18 protein-coding genes and 1 tRNA gene are annotated in these 17342 nt (G+C 60.3%); 11 read left to right on the forward strand and 8 right to left on the reverse strand.

The genetic code is table 11. From position 1 onward, the window contains the following. Positions 1-43 precede the first annotated feature (43 nt). On the forward strand, positions 44-865 hold the full coding sequence (locus FH041_RS04240) for a bifunctional 2-polyprenyl-6-hydroxyphenol methylase/3-demethylubiquinol 3-O-methyltransferase UbiG (RefSeq protein ID WP_027916143.1): 822 nt from the start codon (positions 44-46) through the stop codon (positions 863-865). Here FH041_RS04240 and FH041_RS04245 read toward each other — a convergent pair whose 3' ends face one another. The 4 genes from FH041_RS04245 to FH041_RS04260 all read right to left on the reverse strand — a co-directional run bounded on the left by FH041_RS04245 (position 866) and on the right by FH041_RS04260 (position 4022). Continuing rightward, positions 866-1633: an SDR family oxidoreductase gene (locus tag FH041_RS04245; protein WP_059183849.1), complete on the reverse strand. Its 768-nt coding sequence runs from the start codon at positions 1631-1633 to the stop codon at positions 866-868. A gap of 37 nt (positions 1634-1670) precedes the next feature. Further along, positions 1671-2738 (reverse strand): phosphotransferase family protein, encoded by a 1068-nt coding sequence (locus FH041_RS04250; protein ID WP_028686509.1) that lies wholly within the window; start codon positions 2736-2738, stop codon positions 1671-1673. A 199-nt stretch (positions 2739-2937) separates the two neighbouring features. Further along, positions 2938-3255, reverse strand: a complete 318-nt coding sequence (locus FH041_RS04255) for an SCP2 sterol-binding domain-containing protein (protein ID WP_027916140.1) — start codon at positions 3253-3255, stop codon at positions 2938-2940. A gap of 56 nt (positions 3256-3311) precedes the next feature. Next, positions 3312-4022, reverse strand: coding sequence for a histidine phosphatase family protein (locus FH041_RS04260; protein ID WP_027916139.1), 711 nt, complete (start codon positions 4020-4022; stop codon positions 3312-3314). 196 nt (positions 4023-4218) lie between these two features. On the opposite strand from FH041_RS04260, the gene sohB reads away from it, so the two are divergent. The 3 genes from sohB to FH041_RS04275 all read left to right on the forward strand — a co-directional run bounded on the left by sohB (position 4219) and on the right by FH041_RS04275 (position 6138). Further along, positions 4219-5238, forward strand: coding sequence for a protease SohB (gene sohB, locus FH041_RS04265; protein WP_027916138.1), 1020 nt, complete (start codon positions 4219-4221; stop codon positions 5236-5238). A gap of 151 nt (positions 5239-5389) precedes the next feature. Then, positions 5390-5463 (forward strand) — tRNA-Cys (locus FH041_RS04270). A gap of 474 nt (positions 5464-5937) precedes the next feature. After that, positions 5938-6138, forward strand: a complete 201-nt coding sequence (locus FH041_RS04275) for a hypothetical protein (protein WP_027916137.1) — start codon at positions 5938-5940, stop codon at positions 6136-6138. A gap of 42 nt (positions 6139-6180) precedes the next feature. On the opposite strand, the gene FH041_RS04280 is transcribed toward FH041_RS04275, so the two are convergent. Together FH041_RS04280 and FH041_RS04285 are read right to left on the reverse strand one after the other, a co-directional pair. Then, positions 6181-7068: a LysR family transcriptional regulator gene (locus FH041_RS04280; protein ID WP_140174217.1), complete on the reverse strand. Its 888-nt coding sequence runs from the start codon at positions 7066-7068 to the stop codon at positions 6181-6183. Between the two features lie 81 nt (positions 7069-7149). Further along, positions 7150-8532 carry a VOC family protein gene (locus FH041_RS04285; protein WP_027916135.1) on the reverse strand — a complete coding sequence of 461 codons (1383 nt, stop codon included), beginning with the start codon at positions 8530-8532 and terminating at the stop codon, positions 7150-7152. A 349-nt stretch (positions 8533-8881) separates the two neighbouring features. Between FH041_RS04285 and FH041_RS04290 the strand changes: the two genes are divergently transcribed. Then, positions 8882-10141 carry an MFS transporter gene (locus FH041_RS04290; protein WP_027916134.1) on the forward strand — a complete coding sequence of 420 codons (1260 nt, stop codon included), beginning with the start codon at positions 8882-8884 and terminating at the stop codon, positions 10139-10141. Positions 10142-10369: 228 nt separating this feature from the next. Here FH041_RS04290 and trbK read toward each other — a convergent pair whose 3' ends face one another. Then, positions 10370-10615 carry an entry exclusion lipoprotein TrbK gene (trbK, locus tag FH041_RS04295; protein WP_042139095.1) on the reverse strand — a complete coding sequence of 82 codons (246 nt, stop codon included), beginning with the start codon at positions 10613-10615 and terminating at the stop codon, positions 10370-10372. Positions 10616-10738: 123 nt separating this feature from the next. Further along, a complete protein-coding gene (locus FH041_RS04300; protein WP_027916132.1) occupies positions 10739-11458 on the reverse strand; it encodes an SOS response-associated peptidase family protein in 720 nt (239 codons plus the stop codon). Between the two features lie 103 nt (positions 11459-11561). Here FH041_RS04300 and FH041_RS04305 point away from each other — a divergent pair, with 103 nt between their 5' ends. From FH041_RS04305 to hcnC, 6 genes are all read left to right on the forward strand, one after another. Further along, entirely contained in the window at positions 11562-11990 is a 429-nt protein-coding gene (locus FH041_RS04305) for a LexA family transcriptional regulator (RefSeq protein ID WP_027916131.1), read from the forward strand. Next, on the forward strand, positions 11980-13254 hold the full coding sequence (umuC, locus tag FH041_RS04310) for a translesion error-prone DNA polymerase V subunit UmuC (protein ID WP_028686450.1): 1275 nt from the start codon (positions 11980-11982) through the stop codon (positions 13252-13254). The genes FH041_RS04305 and umuC overlap by 11 nt, the downstream gene beginning before the upstream one ends. Before the next feature lie 207 nt (positions 13255-13461). Continuing rightward, positions 13462-14157, forward strand: a complete 696-nt coding sequence (locus FH041_RS04315; RefSeq protein ID WP_080992834.1) for a lipopolysaccharide kinase InaA family protein — start codon at positions 13462-13464, stop codon at positions 14155-14157. A gap of 210 nt (positions 14158-14367) precedes the next feature. Continuing rightward, positions 14368-14673, forward strand: coding sequence for a cyanide-forming glycine dehydrogenase subunit HcnA (gene hcnA, locus FH041_RS04320; protein WP_033695161.1), 306 nt, complete (start codon positions 14368-14370; stop codon positions 14671-14673). Continuing rightward, on the forward strand, positions 14670-16064 hold the full coding sequence (gene hcnB, locus FH041_RS04325; protein ID WP_104926319.1) for a cyanide-forming glycine dehydrogenase subunit HcnB: 1395 nt from the start codon (positions 14670-14672) through the stop codon (positions 16062-16064). Before hcnA ends, hcnB begins: the two co-directional genes overlap by 4 nt. A gap of 1 nt (position 16065) precedes the next feature. Further along, complete coding sequence (gene hcnC, locus FH041_RS04330; RefSeq protein WP_027916126.1) at positions 16066-17304, forward strand: cyanide-forming glycine dehydrogenase subunit HcnC; 1239 nt, start codon at positions 16066-16068, stop codon at positions 17302-17304. Positions 17305-17342: the final 38 nt, after the last annotated feature.

Genomic DNA, 17342 nt, shown 5'->3' on the forward strand with positions numbered 1-17342 from the left:
CATCGGCCGCTAGCATGCCCCATTACCCATCAAGGATGTCGCCGTGAACCCTTCATCACAGCTGAACCAAGCCAATTGGGACGAGCGCGCACCGCTGCACGCAGCCTCGCAGGACTACCAGTTCGATCAGTACGTCCAACGCCCTGCGCACCTTTCACAGACTGTTCAGTTCGACCTGCCGATGCTGGGCAATATCGAGGGGCAAAGGGCGGTGCACCTGCAATGTCACATCGGCACCGACACGCTTTCGCTTGCCCGGCTGGGCGCCGATGTGTGCGGCCTGGACTTCTCCCCGGCCTCCCTGGCGCAGGCCCGGCGCCTGGCAACCCTGTGCGCTACGCCCATCGACTACCATCAGGCCGATGTGTACGCCGCAGCCCAGGTGTTACCGGCAGGCACGTTCGATCTGGTCTATACCGGCATCGGCGCCCTGTGTTGGCTGCCGCGCATTGCGCCGTGGGCACACACCGTGGCAGCCCTGCTCAAACCCGGTGGCCGGCTTTTCTTGCGCGAGGGGCACCCAATGCTGTGGGCGGTCAATGAAGGCCATCAGGACCGCCTGCAGCTCGACTATCCGTATTTCGAATGCGAGCAGCCAACCGTATGGCAGAGCGACGAGACCTATGTGGCCACCTCGCAGCGATTGGCCAACACCCAGACCCACGAGTGGAACCACGGGTTGGGCGAGCTGATCACCGCGTTGATGGCCAACGGGTTGCAGCTGACAGCGCTGGTAGAACACCAAAGCGTGCCGTGGGAGGCACTGCCGGGGCAAATGGACAAAGGCCCGGACGGGGAGTGGCGGTTGCGCGAGCAACCCGCTCGCCTGCCGCTGAGTTATACCCTGACAGCCGTCAAAACCTGATCAGGACAGGTAGCCACCGTCGACGTTGAGCGCCGCCCCGGTTGTATAACTGGAGGCGTCGCTTGCCAGGTACAGCACAGCCCCGGCCATTTCCTTGGGGTCTGCCACGCGCTTGAGCGGGATCTGCTGTAGCGCGGTATTGAGGATAGCCTCGTTCTTGACCAATGCCGATGCAAACTTGGTGTCGGTCAGGCCCGGCAACAAGGCGTTGCAGCGAATCCCGAACTGCGCACACTCCTTGGCAAACACCTTGGTCATGTTGATCACTGCCGCCTTGGTCACCGAGTAGATGCCCTGGAACAGGCCAGGCGATACGCCATTGATCGACGCCACGTTGATGATGCTGCCGGCGCCATGTTCGCGCATCAGCTTGCCTGCTTCCACCGACATGAAGAAATAGCCGCGAATGTTCACATCCACGGTTTTCTGGAACGCCGCTGGATCTGTGTCCAGCACATTGCAAAACTGTGGGTTGGTCGCGGCATTGTTCACTAGGATGTCCAGGCGCCCGAACTGCTCGCGTATGCCGGCGAATACCTGCTGGATCTGCTCCAGCTCGCCGATGTGGCACGCCACTGCCGTGGCCTTGCCGCCGCCCGCGATGATGGCATCGGCCACGTGTTGGCAGCCCTCGAGTTTGCGACTGGAGACGATCACATGTGCGCCTTGCTGCGCCAGCACGTGTGCAATCGCCTCGCCAATGCCTCGGCTGGCCCCGGAAACGAAGGCGATCTTGCCCTGAAGGTCGAACAGGTGGGTCTGCGGCATGCTGCTGGTCCCTTGTGGTCGTAAGGTGCGTTGGTGATCAGAGGCTCGACTTGGCAATGACCTGCAAGGTCATCTGCTCCAGCAGCCGGTTCATGTGAATGAACTGGGCGAAGCGCTTGTCCTGAGTCTGGCCGTGAAAATAACGGAAGTAGATCTGCTGGACGATGCCGGCCAGACGGAACAGGCCGTAACAGTAGTAGAAATCGAAGTTGTCCAGGTCGATGCCTGCACGCTCGGCGTAATAGTCCACGAACTGGCGCCGGGTAAGCATGCCCGCAGCGTTGCTCGGCTGGCGGCGCATCAGTTGTACTGGCGCCGGGTCGTCTGCCTGAATCCAGTACGCCAGGCTGTTGCCCAGGTCCATCAAAGGATCGCCCAGCGTGGCCATTTCCCAGTCCAGTACGCCAATGATGCACATCGGGTTGTCGGCATCCAGGATGACATTGTCGAACCGATAGTCGTTATGCACGATGGCAGGTGTGGCGTGGTCGGCAGGCATCTTCTCACGCAACCAGGTCTTGACCTGCTCCCAGCGCGGGGCGTCGGGGGTCATGGCCTTGTCGTAACGGCTGGCCCATCCTTCTATCTGGCGCTGCACGTAACCGTCGGGCTTACCCAGGTCGCTCAAGCCGCAGGCGTTGTAGTCCACACGGTGCAAGTCCACCAAGCGGTCGATGAAGCTTTTGCACAAGGCCGTTGTGCGTGCAGCGTCAAGGTTCAGTGCCGCGGGAATGTCCGAGCGCAGGATGATCCCTTTGACGCGCTCCATGACGTAGAACTCACTGCCGATCAGGCGGGTATCGGTGCAGTACGCATAAGCCTTGGGACAGTAGGGGAACCCATTGTTGAGCTGGTTGAGAATGCGAAACTCACGGCCCATGTCGTGCGCCGACTTGGCTTTCTGCCCGAACGGCGGTCGGCGCAAGACCAATTCTCGATCGGCGTATTTGACCAGGTAAGTGAGGTTGGACGCGCCACCCGGGAACTGGCTGACGGCGGGCGCGCCGGCCAGGCCGTCAATGTGCGCCTTGAGATAGCCGTCGATGGCTGCCAGGTCAAGCTCTTCGCCGGAACGTACTTGCGTAGACTCGTCGGTGAGCGTCATGGGTTTTCCTTATTCTCGATCACGCGGACTATTTTGCAATCTAATGCTTGCGCTTGGTTGGGACAAGCGTCCCAGGTCGCCATTGGCCGGGGTGTTGCTGGTCGATCAATGCCCTTGATGCTTGCCGTGCCGACAAACGCCGGACCAAAAAAAACCGAAGCCTTGTGGGCTTCGGTTCAGGGTCATCCAGGGATGCTGCTCAGGACGGGAACAGTTCGCTGAGCTTCATCGACAGCATCATGTCGCCTTCCACGCGCAGCTTGCCACCCATGAAGGCCTGCATGCCGTCGGTTTCGCCGCTGACGATGCCCTTGAGCGTTTCGCTGTCCATCACCAACGTGCAGTTGGCGTCCGGGTTCTCGCCTTCCTGCAGTTGGCAGGTGCCGTCCTTGACGATCAGGGCGTAGTGCTTGTCTTCATCGGTAATGTTGAAGCCGAATACCAGGTCCAGGCCTTGGGCAGCGGATGGGTTGAATTTCTCTTGCATCTTTTTGACGGCATCAGCTACGGAGGTCATGGCGCATTCCTTATAGAGTGATTTTCACGTCCCCGCAGGGACACAACAGGCCGGGCTCACCGATAGGTGATGAGCGCCGGCGTCCTCAACAGTTGCACATGGGCTTGACTGTTGAAAGAAGCCAATGCCACGTCGCGGCCTTTGAACTTCAATTGGCTCAGCGACGTGTTGATTATTTGCCAGTTCAAGGCAAATGCCTGGTCCGGGGTAATGCCTGAAACCAGGTGCAGCAAGGCGGCAATGGTGCCACCGGAGGTGAAAATGGCAATGTTGTCGCCATTGCCTGCGTTGTCCAGCACGCGGTTCAGCCCTTCGCGCACGCGGGCAGTGAACGCTTCCCAGGTTTCCAGTTCGTCGCTGCCATGGGTGCCTGCGTGCCAGCGCTGCACCATGAGTGCGAACAGGCGCTGAAATTCGCTGCGGTGATGCGTGACGTTGCTCAGGATTTCTGGCGCGTTGGGCTCGTCTATCGACAAGCCAGGCAACAGCGCGCGAATCACCCCATCGGCGTCGAACTCATTGAATGCAGCGTCGGTCTCAACAGCCGGCACGGCGTTGCCACTGGCCTGCATCGCTTGAAGGGCCAGGCGGGCAGTGTCTTGCTGGCGGCGCAGATCGCCCGCCACACACCGCTCCAGCCGTATCCCTAGCTGGGCAAGGTGCTCACCTAGCGCCTGGCTCTGGCGCACGCCAACGGGCGACAGCACGTCGTAGTCCTGTGCGCCGAAGGAGGCTTGGCCATGTCGAATCAGGTAGAGGTTGCCCACGAACGCTTCCGCTGTTGAAGGTTGCTGCCGAGGTTAGGGTGCGGTGCACAGCGCTGTCAACGAAAAAACATACAAGCGTTTGAAAAGGTCGTTTGAAAGGTGTTGCCAGCGTTTACATCCCCTGGCAGCGCCTGGGGTGCACCGGTATGCTTGTACCATTCACGCGCCTTCTGGCGCAGCTATCGAAGGAGTCACCGTGGAGTTTCTTGCCGAGTACGCAAGCTTTCTCGCCAAAACCGCCACCCTGGTCATCGCTGTTCTCATCGTGCTGTCGGCCATTGCCGGCTTGCGCGGTAAAGGGCGGCGCAAACCGGGTGGGCAATTGCAGGTTACCCGCTTGAACGCGTTCTACAAGGACCTGCGCGAGCGGCTGGAATCAGGCCTGTTCGACAAGGCTCAGCTCAAGGCGTTACGCAAGCAGCAGGCCAAGGCCGAGAAGAAAACCCGCAAGGTCAAGGCGGACGAAAAAGCCAGGGTCTTCGTGCTCGATTTCGATGGCGACATCAAGGCATCTGCAACCGAAAGCCTGCGCAACGAAATCACCGCACTGCTCACCCTCGCCACCCCTCAAGACGAGGTGGTACTGCGTCTGGAAAGCGGGGGCGGGCTGGTGCACAGCTATGGCCTGGCTGCCTCCCAGCTGGCCCGCATTCGCCAGGCCGGCATCCCCTTGACGGTATGCATCGACAAGGTGGCTGCAAGCGGCGGCTACATGATGGCCTGCATCGGCGAGAAGATCATCAGCGCACCCTTTGCGGTGCTCGGCTCCATCGGCGTCGTGGCACAGTTGCCCAACATCAATCGCCTGTTGAAGAAGCACGACATCGATGTCGAGATGCTGACTGCCGGTGAGTACAAGCGCACCCTTACCGTGCTGGGTGAAAACACCGAAAAGGGCAGGGAAAAGTTCCAGGAAGACCTGGATGTCACGCATCAACTGTTCAAGGACTTCGTCGCCCGCTACCGCCCCCAGCTGCACATCGATGAAGTGGCCACCGGTGAAGTGTGGCTGGGCATTGCAGCCCTGAACCGCAAGCTGGTGGACACGTTGCAGACCAGCGATGAATACCTCAGCGAACGCGCGCGCAGTGCCAACCTGTTCCACCTGCACTTCGCAGAGCGCAAGAGCCTGCAGGAGCGCATTGGCATGGCGGCCAGCGGCACCGTGGAGAATACGCTGGTAGGGTTGTGGAGCAAACTTGGCCGTCTGCGCTAACACCTTGAACCTGCTGAAATTTTTTTTCGTTCAGGGGGTTGCACGGTTACGTGAATGTAGACATAATGGCGCCCATCGAAACGCAGCACGCTTTAAAGGCGCAGTGTTTCGGGGAGATAGCGAGGTGTAAGCCGCTAGATCCTGACTTTGAGGCCGAGTAGCAAAGTGGTTATGCTCCGGATTGCAAATCCGTCTACGCCGGTTCGATTCCGACCTCGGCCTCCACCATTCGAAAGCCCCGCAGCCCTTTGGGTTGCGGGGCTTTTTTAATGCCCGCGATTTTCTCCAGTGCTCAGCAGCCAAAGGGAGCTGGTCAATGCTGGCGCGGTTTGGATCAACTGCGCACTGGATCTTGGGCTTTTTCGCTTCAAGCGGTAGGATTTTCCCGAGGCGCACCCTTTGTTTCGAGTCATGAAAAGAAAAATCTCAAGGGCGCTGCGAAAGTGGGTTGTTTACCTTGTGCTTGCAGGGCTGGCAGGCAACTCGAGCCGAGTGTTCGACCACCTGTCCGCCTTGAAGCCTTGGCGCGTCGCCAAGGGCTTCGCGGCTTACCTTATGACGACCTTGTGATACTACGCTGGCGCAGTGCGTTTACCTTCCGAGCCAAGACACTGGCCAGCGGCGCTCACACCTGGTCGTTGGTCAACGGCTGGTGATGTAGCTAAGGTTCAATACTCAACCCGCTCAAGGAAAATGCGCATGTGGTGGATCGGCCCCGAAAAATCCAGGTTCAAGATTCAGCGCCGCGTATCGGCCGTGGTTCTGGTATTGGCCGTCTTGTTTCTTGCCACTCAAATCGAAGCGTACATTCATGGCGAGGCCTTGCTGACAGACGTGCTGGGCGGGCTGTTCCTGACCGCGCTGGGTGGCGGCATGTTTTACATGGCGGACAAGTGGTAGCTCCCGCTCATGCGGGTGCATGAGGCGCGGACGCAGGTCCGCTCAAGACGTCTGCTCGCACACCCAGTCCACGAAGTTGCGGATCTTCGGTGAATCGTGGCTCTGGGTCGCATAGGCCACGTAGTGAGCATCCGGGCTGGGTGCATAGTAGTGCAGGGGAATCAGCAAGGCGCCGCGCTGCAGTTCTTCTGTCACCATGAACCTGGGTACCAAGGCCACACCCAACCCTGCGATCGCTGCGCGAATGCACAGGTCGAAGGTGTCGAACTGCGGGCCTCTGTAGCTGTTTCTGGATGTCATCGCCTGAGCACCCAGCCAGTCATGCCACGCCTCGGGTCGCGAAACGCACTGCAAGAGCGTATGGCTGTGAATGTCATCGATAGCCTTCAGCGGCCGGTGCAGCAGCAGGGCAGGAGCGCACACGGGCACGACGTCTTCGCGAAACAGCTCGACGCACTGGGCGCCGGGCCAGGTGCCACGCCCATAGAAGAATGCAACGTCCGCCTTGGCCTGTAACAGGTCGAACGGCTCCAGTTCATTGCGCACGCTTAGCCGCACGTGCGGATACGCTGCGCTGAATGCCGGCAGCCGAGGAATCAGCCAGCGCGAGCCGAATGTCGGTTGGGTCGCGATTCTCAAGGTTTCTGCCTGGCCATCGAACGTTAGGATGAAGCGCGTCGAGATGTCCGTTTGGCTCAGGATCTTGCCAACTTCGCTCAGGTACAGCTCGCCCACGGCGGTCAGTTGCAAGCCGCCACGCAACCGATTGAACAGCCGACGCTGCAACATTTGCTCAAGTTGAGCGACCTGCTTACTGACGGCGCTTTGCGTCAGGCTCAGTTCACGGGCAGCGAGGGTGAAGCTGGCATGACGGGCAGTGGACTCAAAGCACTGCAGCGACATCATGGACGGAAGCAATTTCTTGTGCATGGCTTGCAGGCATCACCTAAGACTATGGCCAGGCAGGCCGGACGAGCCGCCTGGGCCTGGGCGGCTGGGCGGTCGGCCAATCTATGCGCTGGTTGCCTGGATTTCAAGCGCGCGCAAGCAGGACGCGATGGATTGCGCCTGGGCCTGGGCGTACAGGGTCGTCTCGTCGATCACGCGAGCGCCCAACGCTGCCTCCAACTGCTGCTGGTTGCCTTGCGTCATGGCGTCGGCCTTGGTGTTGTCGCCGAGGTTGGACTGAAAGATCCCGGCAGCGCTCACAGGCAGGAAGTCCTCATACACCAGTGGCTCGAAACCGACCGCGCCTTGTTCGATCAGCGTTTCGAGATCCGTCCCACGCGCTTTAGCCGCATCCCTCACGAAATAATTGAAGTAAGCGAGCTTGTGCGTGCGCAGCGAGGCGTAGTCGTCAGGAAACGCGCTGAATGCCGTTTTGAGTAGGTGCGCATACTGCTCGGCATTGTCCGCCGATGGTGCTGCGCCCAGCGCTTGCCTGGCCTGGCTCAACAGCCGGTCATACAGTGCTTTGCCCGCAGGTGTCAGCGCCGCGCCGCGCTGCTCGATTTCTCCGAAACGAGCCGTGTGATGCCCCGGTGCCCCATCACCACCAGCAAAGGTCACCGCTTCCTGCAGGGCCTTGAAGCTTGTCTGGCGCAACAGGATTGGGCACTGGCGCGGCGGTGGCCCTTCGATGACTGCCTTGGGGGTCATGCCGCGCGAACGCATCTGGGCCTGAGCGCGGTCGATGTCGAGAGTGCGGGGCGTGAGGTGGTTGATGTGCGGCCCACGAAACGCCACCACGTCAGCGATCAGGCGATGCTGGTCATGCAGGGCGCGGTATTGCTGGGCACTGACCGTCGCGCTCTGGTGCCAGCGAAAGGTTTCCAGCGCCTCCTGGACGAACGCTTGAGCGTCCGTATCGGTAAGTCCGCCGTCACATTCGTGGCGGTCGATGAGCGCCATTACGCCAGGGGTGAAAATGGTCCGCTCGCTCAGCAACTGGCAGGCCTGTTCACGCAGTTGTGGGTCTTCGATCAATTCGAGCCGCAACAGCGAGGTGAACACCCTGAACGGATTGGCGCGCAGCGACGCTGCCTCGATAGGTCGGAATGCGGTGGCATGTACTGGCACGGCGGCGATGCTCAGGTCGTAGTAGCCAACTGGCGACATGCCCATGACTGCAAACAGTCGGCGCAAGCCTTGCAGCTCCTCGGCCGTTCCAACACGGATCGCGCCATGGCGTTCCACGCTCAGGCGCTGCTCGTCACCGCTGCTACGCAGTCGTTCTGCCAATGCAGGCTGAGCGGCCAGGGTCTGGGCATTGACTTCGGCGACCAAGTCCAACAAATCGCCATAGAGCGGTACCTCCTGCTTGTACATCGCTGACAGGGCGGTACTGAAAAGCGCACGGATTGCATCGGGGTGCATGAAACGGACCGGGTCCATGGTGAGCCTCCTGGAAAATTCGAGGCCTGCATTGATCACGGTGACGCGCCGCCCTGGCAAACGAATTAACCGAATCGCTGCCTGACTTTTTCGCATGCGTGGCGTCTGGTACGTGCACCGGCAGTGCCACGGCATGCTGAGTCGGCAGTCACAGCGGCTTGTACCTTGCAAATCAGGCCATTCCTACCGGGAATGCAGGCCCGATATTTTTTCGTTTGCGTGAACATAGCTTTTACCGCAGGTTGTGACGGCCTTTGACGGTGGGCTGTGCCCGCCGCCTGCGCTGTTACTGCAGCGCCGTGTAGTGCCGGAACAGGCACGTCGTAACCCGCCATAATAAGGATAAAACATGCACAACCCTAACCCCGCCGGGGTCATCGCCGCGTCCACCGAGCGGACCTGGATCACAGCCTTCGTGTTTTGCTTCCTGACGATGGTCATCGATGGCGCCGATGTCATGATCCTGGCCTATAGCCTGGCCACGCTCAAAACGGAATTCGGCCTGACTGGCCTGCAGGCAGGCATGCTCGGCAGCTGCACCCTGGCCGGCATGGCTGTTGGGGGCATTTACGGTGGCTGGGCAACCGACCGCCTTGGGCGGGTGCGCACCGTGGTGCTCAGTGTGCTGCTGTTCAGCCTCGGTACGGGGCTATTGGGCTTTACCGAGAACTATGTACAGTTTGCGATCATCCGCTTTGTCTCGGCCCTAGGCCTTGGTTCGGTGTACGTTGCATGTAATACACTCATGGCCGAGTACGTACCTACCCGGTTCCGAAATACCGTCCTTGGCAGCCTGCAAGCGGGCTGGTCGGTCGGGTATATCGTTGCAACGCTGCTCGCTGCCTGGATACTGCCAAGCTACGGCTGGCGCACGTTGTTCTTCGTGGGCGTCACACCGGTGATTCTTGCCCTGCTGATGCACAAGATGGTGCCGGAACCTTCGACCTGGACCCGCTTGCAGAGTGCCGATCGTGCAGAGCGCAAGGCGCGTGAGCGTGTGGAGGGCGGCAAGTACAAACAGATCTTCGCCAACCCCAATGCCGCGAAGATGTTCGTTCTCTGGTCGCTGACTGCAGGCTTCTTGCAGTTTGGTAACTATGGCGTCAACAACTGGATGCCCAGCTACCTGGAGACCGAGTTGGGCATGGCGTTCAAGCAGATGACCACGTTCCTGGTCGGCACCTACACCGCTTCGATCCTTGGCAAGGTCATCGCCGGCATGGCGGCGGACAAGTTCGGGCGGCGCAAAGTGTTTGCCGCGGGTTGCCTGGGGACGGCGCTGTTCCTGCCGATCATCGTGCTGTTCAACCAGCCGGAAAACATTCTGTGGCTGTTGATCGTCTTCGGCTTCCTCTATGGCGTGCCTTACAGCGTCAACGCCACGTACATGACGGAAAGCTTCGAGGCCAAGTTCCGTGGCTCTGCGGTTGGCGGTGCCTACAATATCGGGCGTATCGGTGCTGCGGTGTCACCGGCTGCCATTGGCTTCTTCGCCAGCCAGGGCTCGATCGGTGTCGGTTTCCTGATCGTTGGCGCTGCTTATTTCCTTTGCGGCATGATCCCGCTGCTGTGCATCCGTGAGAAACAATTCGATCCGGCTCGTGAATGATCGGTGGTGGCCGATAAGGCGGGGGCGCGTGCTCGGTAAACCTTGGCTCACCTTTCCAAGAAATGACCCAGTGCAGTCACCGCTTCTGCTAAAGGCGTGCTCGTACGCGAAGGACTGAGCGCCCTGAGTCTGCTTGAAAACGCCGCCTGTAAAGGCGGTGTTCCTGCTCGGCAAGCTTGACGACCCTGCGGCTAGATCATCGGATTGGCAATCACCTCGGCCAGCCGCTCAGTACTTGCCCTTGGGGCTTTTCTCGAACTTCCATTCCGTCATTTTCTTCGCCGCCAGGAAACTTTCGCAGTTCGCGATGAACACATTGCGGTTTGCATCCTTTGACAAGCTGGCAAGGTTTTTTCCGTACAGTTGCGGGCCACAATTGTCTGCCGTTGGCTCGGGCACTTTCTCTTCGGTGCAGCCTGCCAGCGGGGTGATCAACCCAACAAGCGGGAGGAGGAGGGCGCGTTTTCTGTCCATGACGGAATCCTTCGTCGGTCTATTTCAAGGTGCGTCCAAGTTGTCTGCTAGCCAGCCAGCGGGTGCGCAGACTATCACGCCAGCTGAGTGTTTTGGCTGGCACATCCACGCATAACGCCCTTTTCAGAATTCGAGATCACCTTGCCTGCTCTGTTCGGCAATCGGCATTATCAGTTGCGCACCCTGGTTGCGAACATTGCCAACGGCCTTGTCGACCGGATACCAGCGGAAGTCAGTGGCCGGACGGCAGCCTGTCGCCACGATCGCCTCGGCTCGCTGCGTTGAAGTGGCGGGGTCCAGCCACTCCCTGGCAAGGTGCGGCGCCAACACCAGGGGCTTTCGGTCATGAATATCGATCAAGCCTTGATCAGCGGCGGCCGTGATGATCACGAAACCATCGTGCGCGTCTGGTTCAAGGTTCTGGTGAACTTCGGCAAGCGCGGCAAAGTAGAGCGGTGCACCGTCGGCGCTGGTGATGTAGTAGGGTTGTTTGCGCTTGGGATCTTGCGCATCTGGCAGCCATTCGAACCAGCCATTGGCAGGGGCGAGCGCTCTTGCATGTGGCCACAGACCCTTGAAAAACTTGCCAGTGGCTACGGTTTCGGCCCGGGCATTGATAGGGTCGAGTCGCTTGCCTTTGGCCCAGCGAGGCGACCATCCCCACTTCACTTTGTCTACGTGCAGACCTGCCTCAGCCTGGCGTATAACTTCGACGCGGGTAGAAGGCGCCACGTTATAGCGATCAACCGGTTCATGGTCGTAGCCGTTGATCACCACCAAGTCCAGCGCCAGCTGTCGCAAGTAGTGATCCATCGACTCGTAGATCGAGTAGCGTCCGCACATGTATTCACCTCTCGTCCGTCAGAAATTCACACGTTCAGGATTGACCCGTCCGCCGATGCCAGATTAACTGTATATGCATACAGTTTGCATTGGACTTTCTCTCATGACCATCACCTTCCTGGGCGCGCCACGTGGCAGCTCTGAACCACTTCCGATTTATTCGTATTACGTTCCGGCCGGTTTTCCGTCGCCTGCCGCGGATCATCTTGAGGGCTACATATCCCTCGATGAGTTATTCGACATCCGCGCACCGCATGTGTATCTGGTGAAAGTGGAGGGTGACAGCATGCAAGGCGCTGGCATCTATTCGGGCGATATCGTGGTGGTGGACCGGGGGCGCGAAGCCGAGCACGGGGATATCGTGATTGCGGCCATCAACAGTGAGCCCGTTTGCAAGCGCCTGCACCGACGTGACGGTGTGGTGATCTTGAAGTCCGAGAACCGAGCCTACCCCCCGCGCTATGTCATGGAGGGTGATGATCTGCTCATTTGGGGCGTGGTGCGCTATAGCGTCCGCGATCATGCGCAGTGAGCCAATATTTGCGCTGATCGACTGCAACGCGTTCTACGCCAGCTGTGAGCGCGTATTTCGGCCTGATCTGGCGAAGACGCCGATCGTGGTGCTGAGCAACAACGACGGTTGTGTCATTGCCCGGTCCTATGACGCCAAGCCATTCGTGAAAATGGGCGAGCCTTATTTTCAGGCGCGGGAAAAACTCCGTCGGCACGGTGTGGTGGCATTCAGTAGCAATTACGCGCTGTATGGCGACATGAGCGAGCGGGTGATGACGCTGATCGAAGCGATGGTGCCTGCCACCGAGGTCTACAGCATCGACGAATGTTTCGCTGAGCTCACGGGCATGACCCAGGACTTGACGTTGTTCGGGCACCGGCTGCGCTTGCGCATTGCCCAGTGCACCGGCATCCCTGTCGGTGTAGGTATCGCACGTACCAAGACCTTGGCCAAGCTGGCCAACCACACTGCCAAGCGACTGCAGAGCCACACTGGCGGCGTTGTGGACATCACCGACCCGGTAAAACGGGATTGGGTGCTACGCAATACTGCGGTCAAGGAGGTGTGGGGTATTGGGCGCAAGATGACGGCGCACCTGGAGGCCATGGGCATTCGAACGGCGATGGACTTGGCCCGCGCCGATGCCTGGACGTTACGGCAACGCTTCAACGTGGTGGTGGAAAAGACGGCCAGGGAACTGGCAGGCACGCCTTGCCTGGAGCTGGACGATGTCGAACCGCCCAAGCAGGAAATCTGCAGCAGCCGAATGTTCGGCACGCGCCTGAGCGAGTTGGCGCCGATCAAGCAGGCAGTGGCCACGTACGTCGGCCGTGCCGCCGAAAAGCTCAGGGCCCAGGGATCGGTGTGCAAGCGCATGCGGGTGAGCATCCGCACGGGCATGTTCAACCCGAACGAAGTGCACCATGCTCAAGGCGCATGGGTGGAGCTTCCCTATCCGACCTGCGACACGTTGCTGATGACCCAGCTGGCTACCGATGCCGTAGAGCGGATCTTCCGGCCGGGGCTTCGTTACAGCAAGGCGGAGGTGTTGCTGATGGACCTGCGTCAACCGGGTGATTTTTCGGGGGACTTGTTCGCCTCAAGGCAATCGGCGGCCTGTGATCGTCTCATGGAAGTACTGGACAGCATCAATGAGCGTTGGGGCAGGGGGACGGTCCGTGCAGCCAGCGTGCCAGCCGCGCCGGAATGGGGCATGAAACGGGAGATGATGAGCCAGTCCTACACCACCCGAATCGATCAACTATGGACCATCAGGGGTTGAGTGCGAAGCGGCTTGACGCTGACGAGCGGGCGCGACGGAGGCTTGGCGGTTGCAGGATTGTCAGACAATGGCGATTGTGCCCGCAGTTTTGTCTGTTCATCCCTGTAAAAAACGATCAACGCCGTGTCGCAATAATCGCTTTCTTTCAGATTTGGCTGATATATTTCGCCCCTTGCCGCAGTGTGGCTCAATATTCAGCAGGTTTTAATGAAACACGTTAGCGCGTCTGGCCATGAGGCCTCTCACCCGCCGGTGCAGGCCATTCTGAGTGCTCCTGGGGTGTGGGTAGAGCCGCCGAATATCCGCAGGGGCGGTGAGAGCGGTGTATTGAAGGTCGAGCTCGACGGCTTCACGTTCTACAAGAAGCAGCAGGTCGGCCATATCTACCGTAGCCTTGTGCACCCGTTCGGCTATCCGACAGTGGCCCGTGAGGCCAAGGCGCTGCGTGCCGCTGCCGCGCTGGGCGTCGCTACGCCATTGCTGCTGCACAGCGACGTCCACAAGCAGGACGGTGAGTGGCGTGCGGTGATGGTCACGGCAGCGCTGGACGGTTATGTATCGCTTGAAGACTTTTACCTCCAAGGCCTGGACAAGACCATCGAGCCCAAGCTACACCACGACATTCTTGAAGCGTATGGGCGTGCACTGGCCACGCTGAACCTTGGCCGCTGGCAGCATGGTTGCCTGTACTTGAAGCATGTGTTCGTCGCCTTCGACGAGTCGGGCATCAAGATCGCGTTGCTGGATTTCGAGAAAGCCAGGCAGCGGCTGACCGCAATGAAAGCCAGCCGCCACGACCTACGACAGGTCAAGCGCAGGTCTGACTGGGCAACGGCCGAGTGGGAGGCGTTTTGCAAGGGTTATCGGCAGGTGTTCGGCAGGGATGTGGAGCGATTCCTCTGACGGCATGTGAAGTGTCGGGGCTGCGAAGCGTTGATTGCAGCGGCAATAGGCGGCTTCGCTTACAAACGTTCTTCACCAGGTAGAGGGCTTGCTTGCAGCGCTCAAAAAGGGCTGTAAAAAAGCTTTAAAACCCCGTCTCAGGTCAATTTTCTGGCCTGACGCCTCCCGTAGTCTGTCTGTCTTTCAATCACGGAAGGCAGACGACATTTCATGGAACGAACCCTCGATATACAGCCACTCCCGGCTGAACAAATCCCCCTGTCCATCAACGGCACGGCCGTGACTGCCGCCCCGGGCGAAACTGTTCTAAGTGTGCTCAACGCCGTGGGCGTGCGTCAGCTCGCCCTCAACGACCATGGCCAGGTCAGCGGCGCTTTCTGCGGCATGGGCGTATGCCATTGCTGCCTGGTCGCTATCGATGGACGCCCCAAGCGGCGCGCCTGTCAGACGCTGGTGCGGGCCGGCATGCGCGTCGAAACCCAAGTCAATCCGATTGTCGGGGAGGCGCGGGTATGAGCGGGCATCCAGTCATTGTCGGAGGGGGTTCGGCGGGGATGGCTGCCGCCATCGAGTTGGTGGACGCGGGCGTGCGCTGCATGCTGATCGACGAGGCATCGCGCCCCGGCGGGGTGGTCTATCGTGGCCCGCTGCGCGCAGGTGTCGACCTGGGCTACCTGGGCGCTCGCTACAGCAAGGCTCTGGGTAAACTGCACACCGACTTCGCCGCCCGTGCGCAGTCTATCGACCTGCGGCTCAATAGCCGTGTCGTGGGCGGTGATGACCATAGCCTGGTAGTACTCGACGAGCAGGAACAGTTGCAGTCGCTGGCCTTCGAGCAACTGATCCTGGCAGCCGGTTGCCATGAGCGCAATGTGCCGTTCCCGGGCTGGACCCTGCCGGGCGTCATGCTGCTCGGCGGGTTGCAGTTGCAGATCAAAAGTAACGTGGTCAAGCCATTGGGTACGACCCTGATCGCTGGCACAGGCCCGTTACTGCCGTTGGTTGCCTGTCAGTTGCACGCCGCCGGTGCCAAGGTGGCGGGGGTGTACGAGGCCTGTGCGTTCAACCGTATCGCACGCCAGAGCCTGGCGCTGATGAACAAGCCCCAGTTGTTCCTCGACGGCCTGAGCATGCTGGCCTACCTGAAGCTGCACGGCATTCCCATGCACTATGGCTGGGGCGTGGTCGAGGCGCGGGGCGAAGGTGAGTTGACCGAAGTCAGCGTGGCGCCCTACGACGATGCCTGGAAAGCGGACATGACCCATGGGCGTCGCGAGTCGGTGCAGACGCTGGCGGTAGGCTACGGCTTCATCCCGCGTACGCAGCTTAGCCAGCAATTAGGGCTTGCCCATGGTTACAGCACCGATGGCTACCTGCGCGCCGAGTGCAACGTATGGCAGCAAAGCAGCCTGGAGCATATTCACCTGGCAGGCGACATGGCCGGCATACGCGGAGGGGAGGCAGCAATGCTGACCGGACGCATCGCGGCTGTGTCAATTCTGCAGCAGCGTGGCGTGCTGAACGCTGCGCAGGCCATTGAACGGCGCGAGCGTTACCTGGGCCAGTTGGCAAGCATCAAGCGTTTTCGCTCTGGCGTCGAGCGCTATACCGCGCGGGGGCCAGCACAGGTCGAGCTGCCACAGGCTGACACGGTGATTTGCCGCTGTGAGCAGGTGACGCGCGAGGCCATCGACCTGGCATTGGAGCAGGGGGTTCAGGATATGGCCGGGCTGAAGATGCGCACGCGGGTGAGCATGGGGGACTGCCAGGGACGCATGTGCGTGGGCTATTGCAGCGATCGCCTGCGCGCCGCGACGGGGCGTGCTGACGTAGGCTGGTTGCGGCCGCGATTCCCGGTAGACCCGGTACCGTTTTCGGCATTCAAGCACGCAGGCACGGAGGCCTGACATGAACAAGACCTATGACATCGTGATTGCCGGTGCCGGTGTGATCGGCGCGTCCTGCGCGTACCAGCTGTCCAAGCGCGGCAACCTGCGCATTGCCCTGATCGACGACAAGCGGCCCGGCAATGCCACGCGTGCTTCGGCAGGTGGGCTGTGGGCCATCGGCGAATCGGTGGGCCTGGGCTGCGGGGTGATTTTCTTTCGCATGCTGTCTTCCCAGGCCAAGCGCCAAGCTCACGGTGCGGCGGTGGCCGTGGACTCGAGCACCCCGCACATCCTGCCGCAATGTTTCTTCGATCTGGCGTTGCAGTCCAATGCGCTTTATCCGCAATTGCACCAGGAGCTGATCGAGCGCCACGGGATGGACTTCAAGTTCGAGCGCACTGGACTCAAGTACGTGATCCAGGACGATGAGGATCAGCTTTACGCCGAGCACATCGTCAAGCACATCCCTCATCTGCAGTCACAGATCCGCTGGCTGGACCGCCAGGCACTTCGCAAGGCGGAGCCATCGGTCACCGAAAACGCGCACGGTGCGCTGGAGTTTCTCTGCGACCACCAGCTCAGCCCATTTCGCCTGGGGGACGCCTACATGGAAGGTGCACGGCAAAATGGCGTCGATTTGTATCTCAACACGCGTGTCACCGGCGTGTTGCATCAGGGCGGACGCATCAAAGGGGTTCGTACCGAACAGGCCGGTGACTTCCATTGCGACACCCTGATCAATGCGGCCGGCGCCTGGGCTGCCGAACTGAGCGAGTGGGCCACGGGCACGTCCATCCCCGTCAAACCTGTCAAGGGGCAGATCGTATTGACCGAGCGCCTACCCAAGCTGCTTGATGGGTGCATCACCACCAGTGACTGCTACATGGCGCAAAAGGACAATGGGGAGATTCTCATCGGGAGCACCACCGAGGAGAAAGGCTTCGATGTCACCACGACCTTCCCGGAGATCAGCAGCCTGGTCCAGGGCGCCATACGCTGCGTCCCGGCACTCGAACAGGTCAACCTCAAGCGTACCTGGGCCGGCCTGCGGCCAGGCTCGCCCGATGAGCTACCCATCCTCGGGCCCGTGGATGAGATGCCGGGTTATTTCAACGCCTGCGGGCATTTCCGCACCGGGGTGCTGACCTCGGCAATCACGGGGGTAATGCTGGACAAGGTGGTCCACGAGGAGGCTTTGCCATTGGACATCACCCCGTTTCTGGCGCAGCGGTTCAGCAAGGTGGCGCTGCCGGCGTGAGAGGGCCTGGCGGGCCGTGTGAAAGCGGCTCGCCAGGC

The organism is Pseudomonas sp. SWI7 (genome assembly GCF_006351945.1).
GTDB classification, from domain to species: Bacteria; Pseudomonadota; Gammaproteobacteria; order Pseudomonadales; family Pseudomonadaceae; genus Aquipseudomonas; species Aquipseudomonas fulva.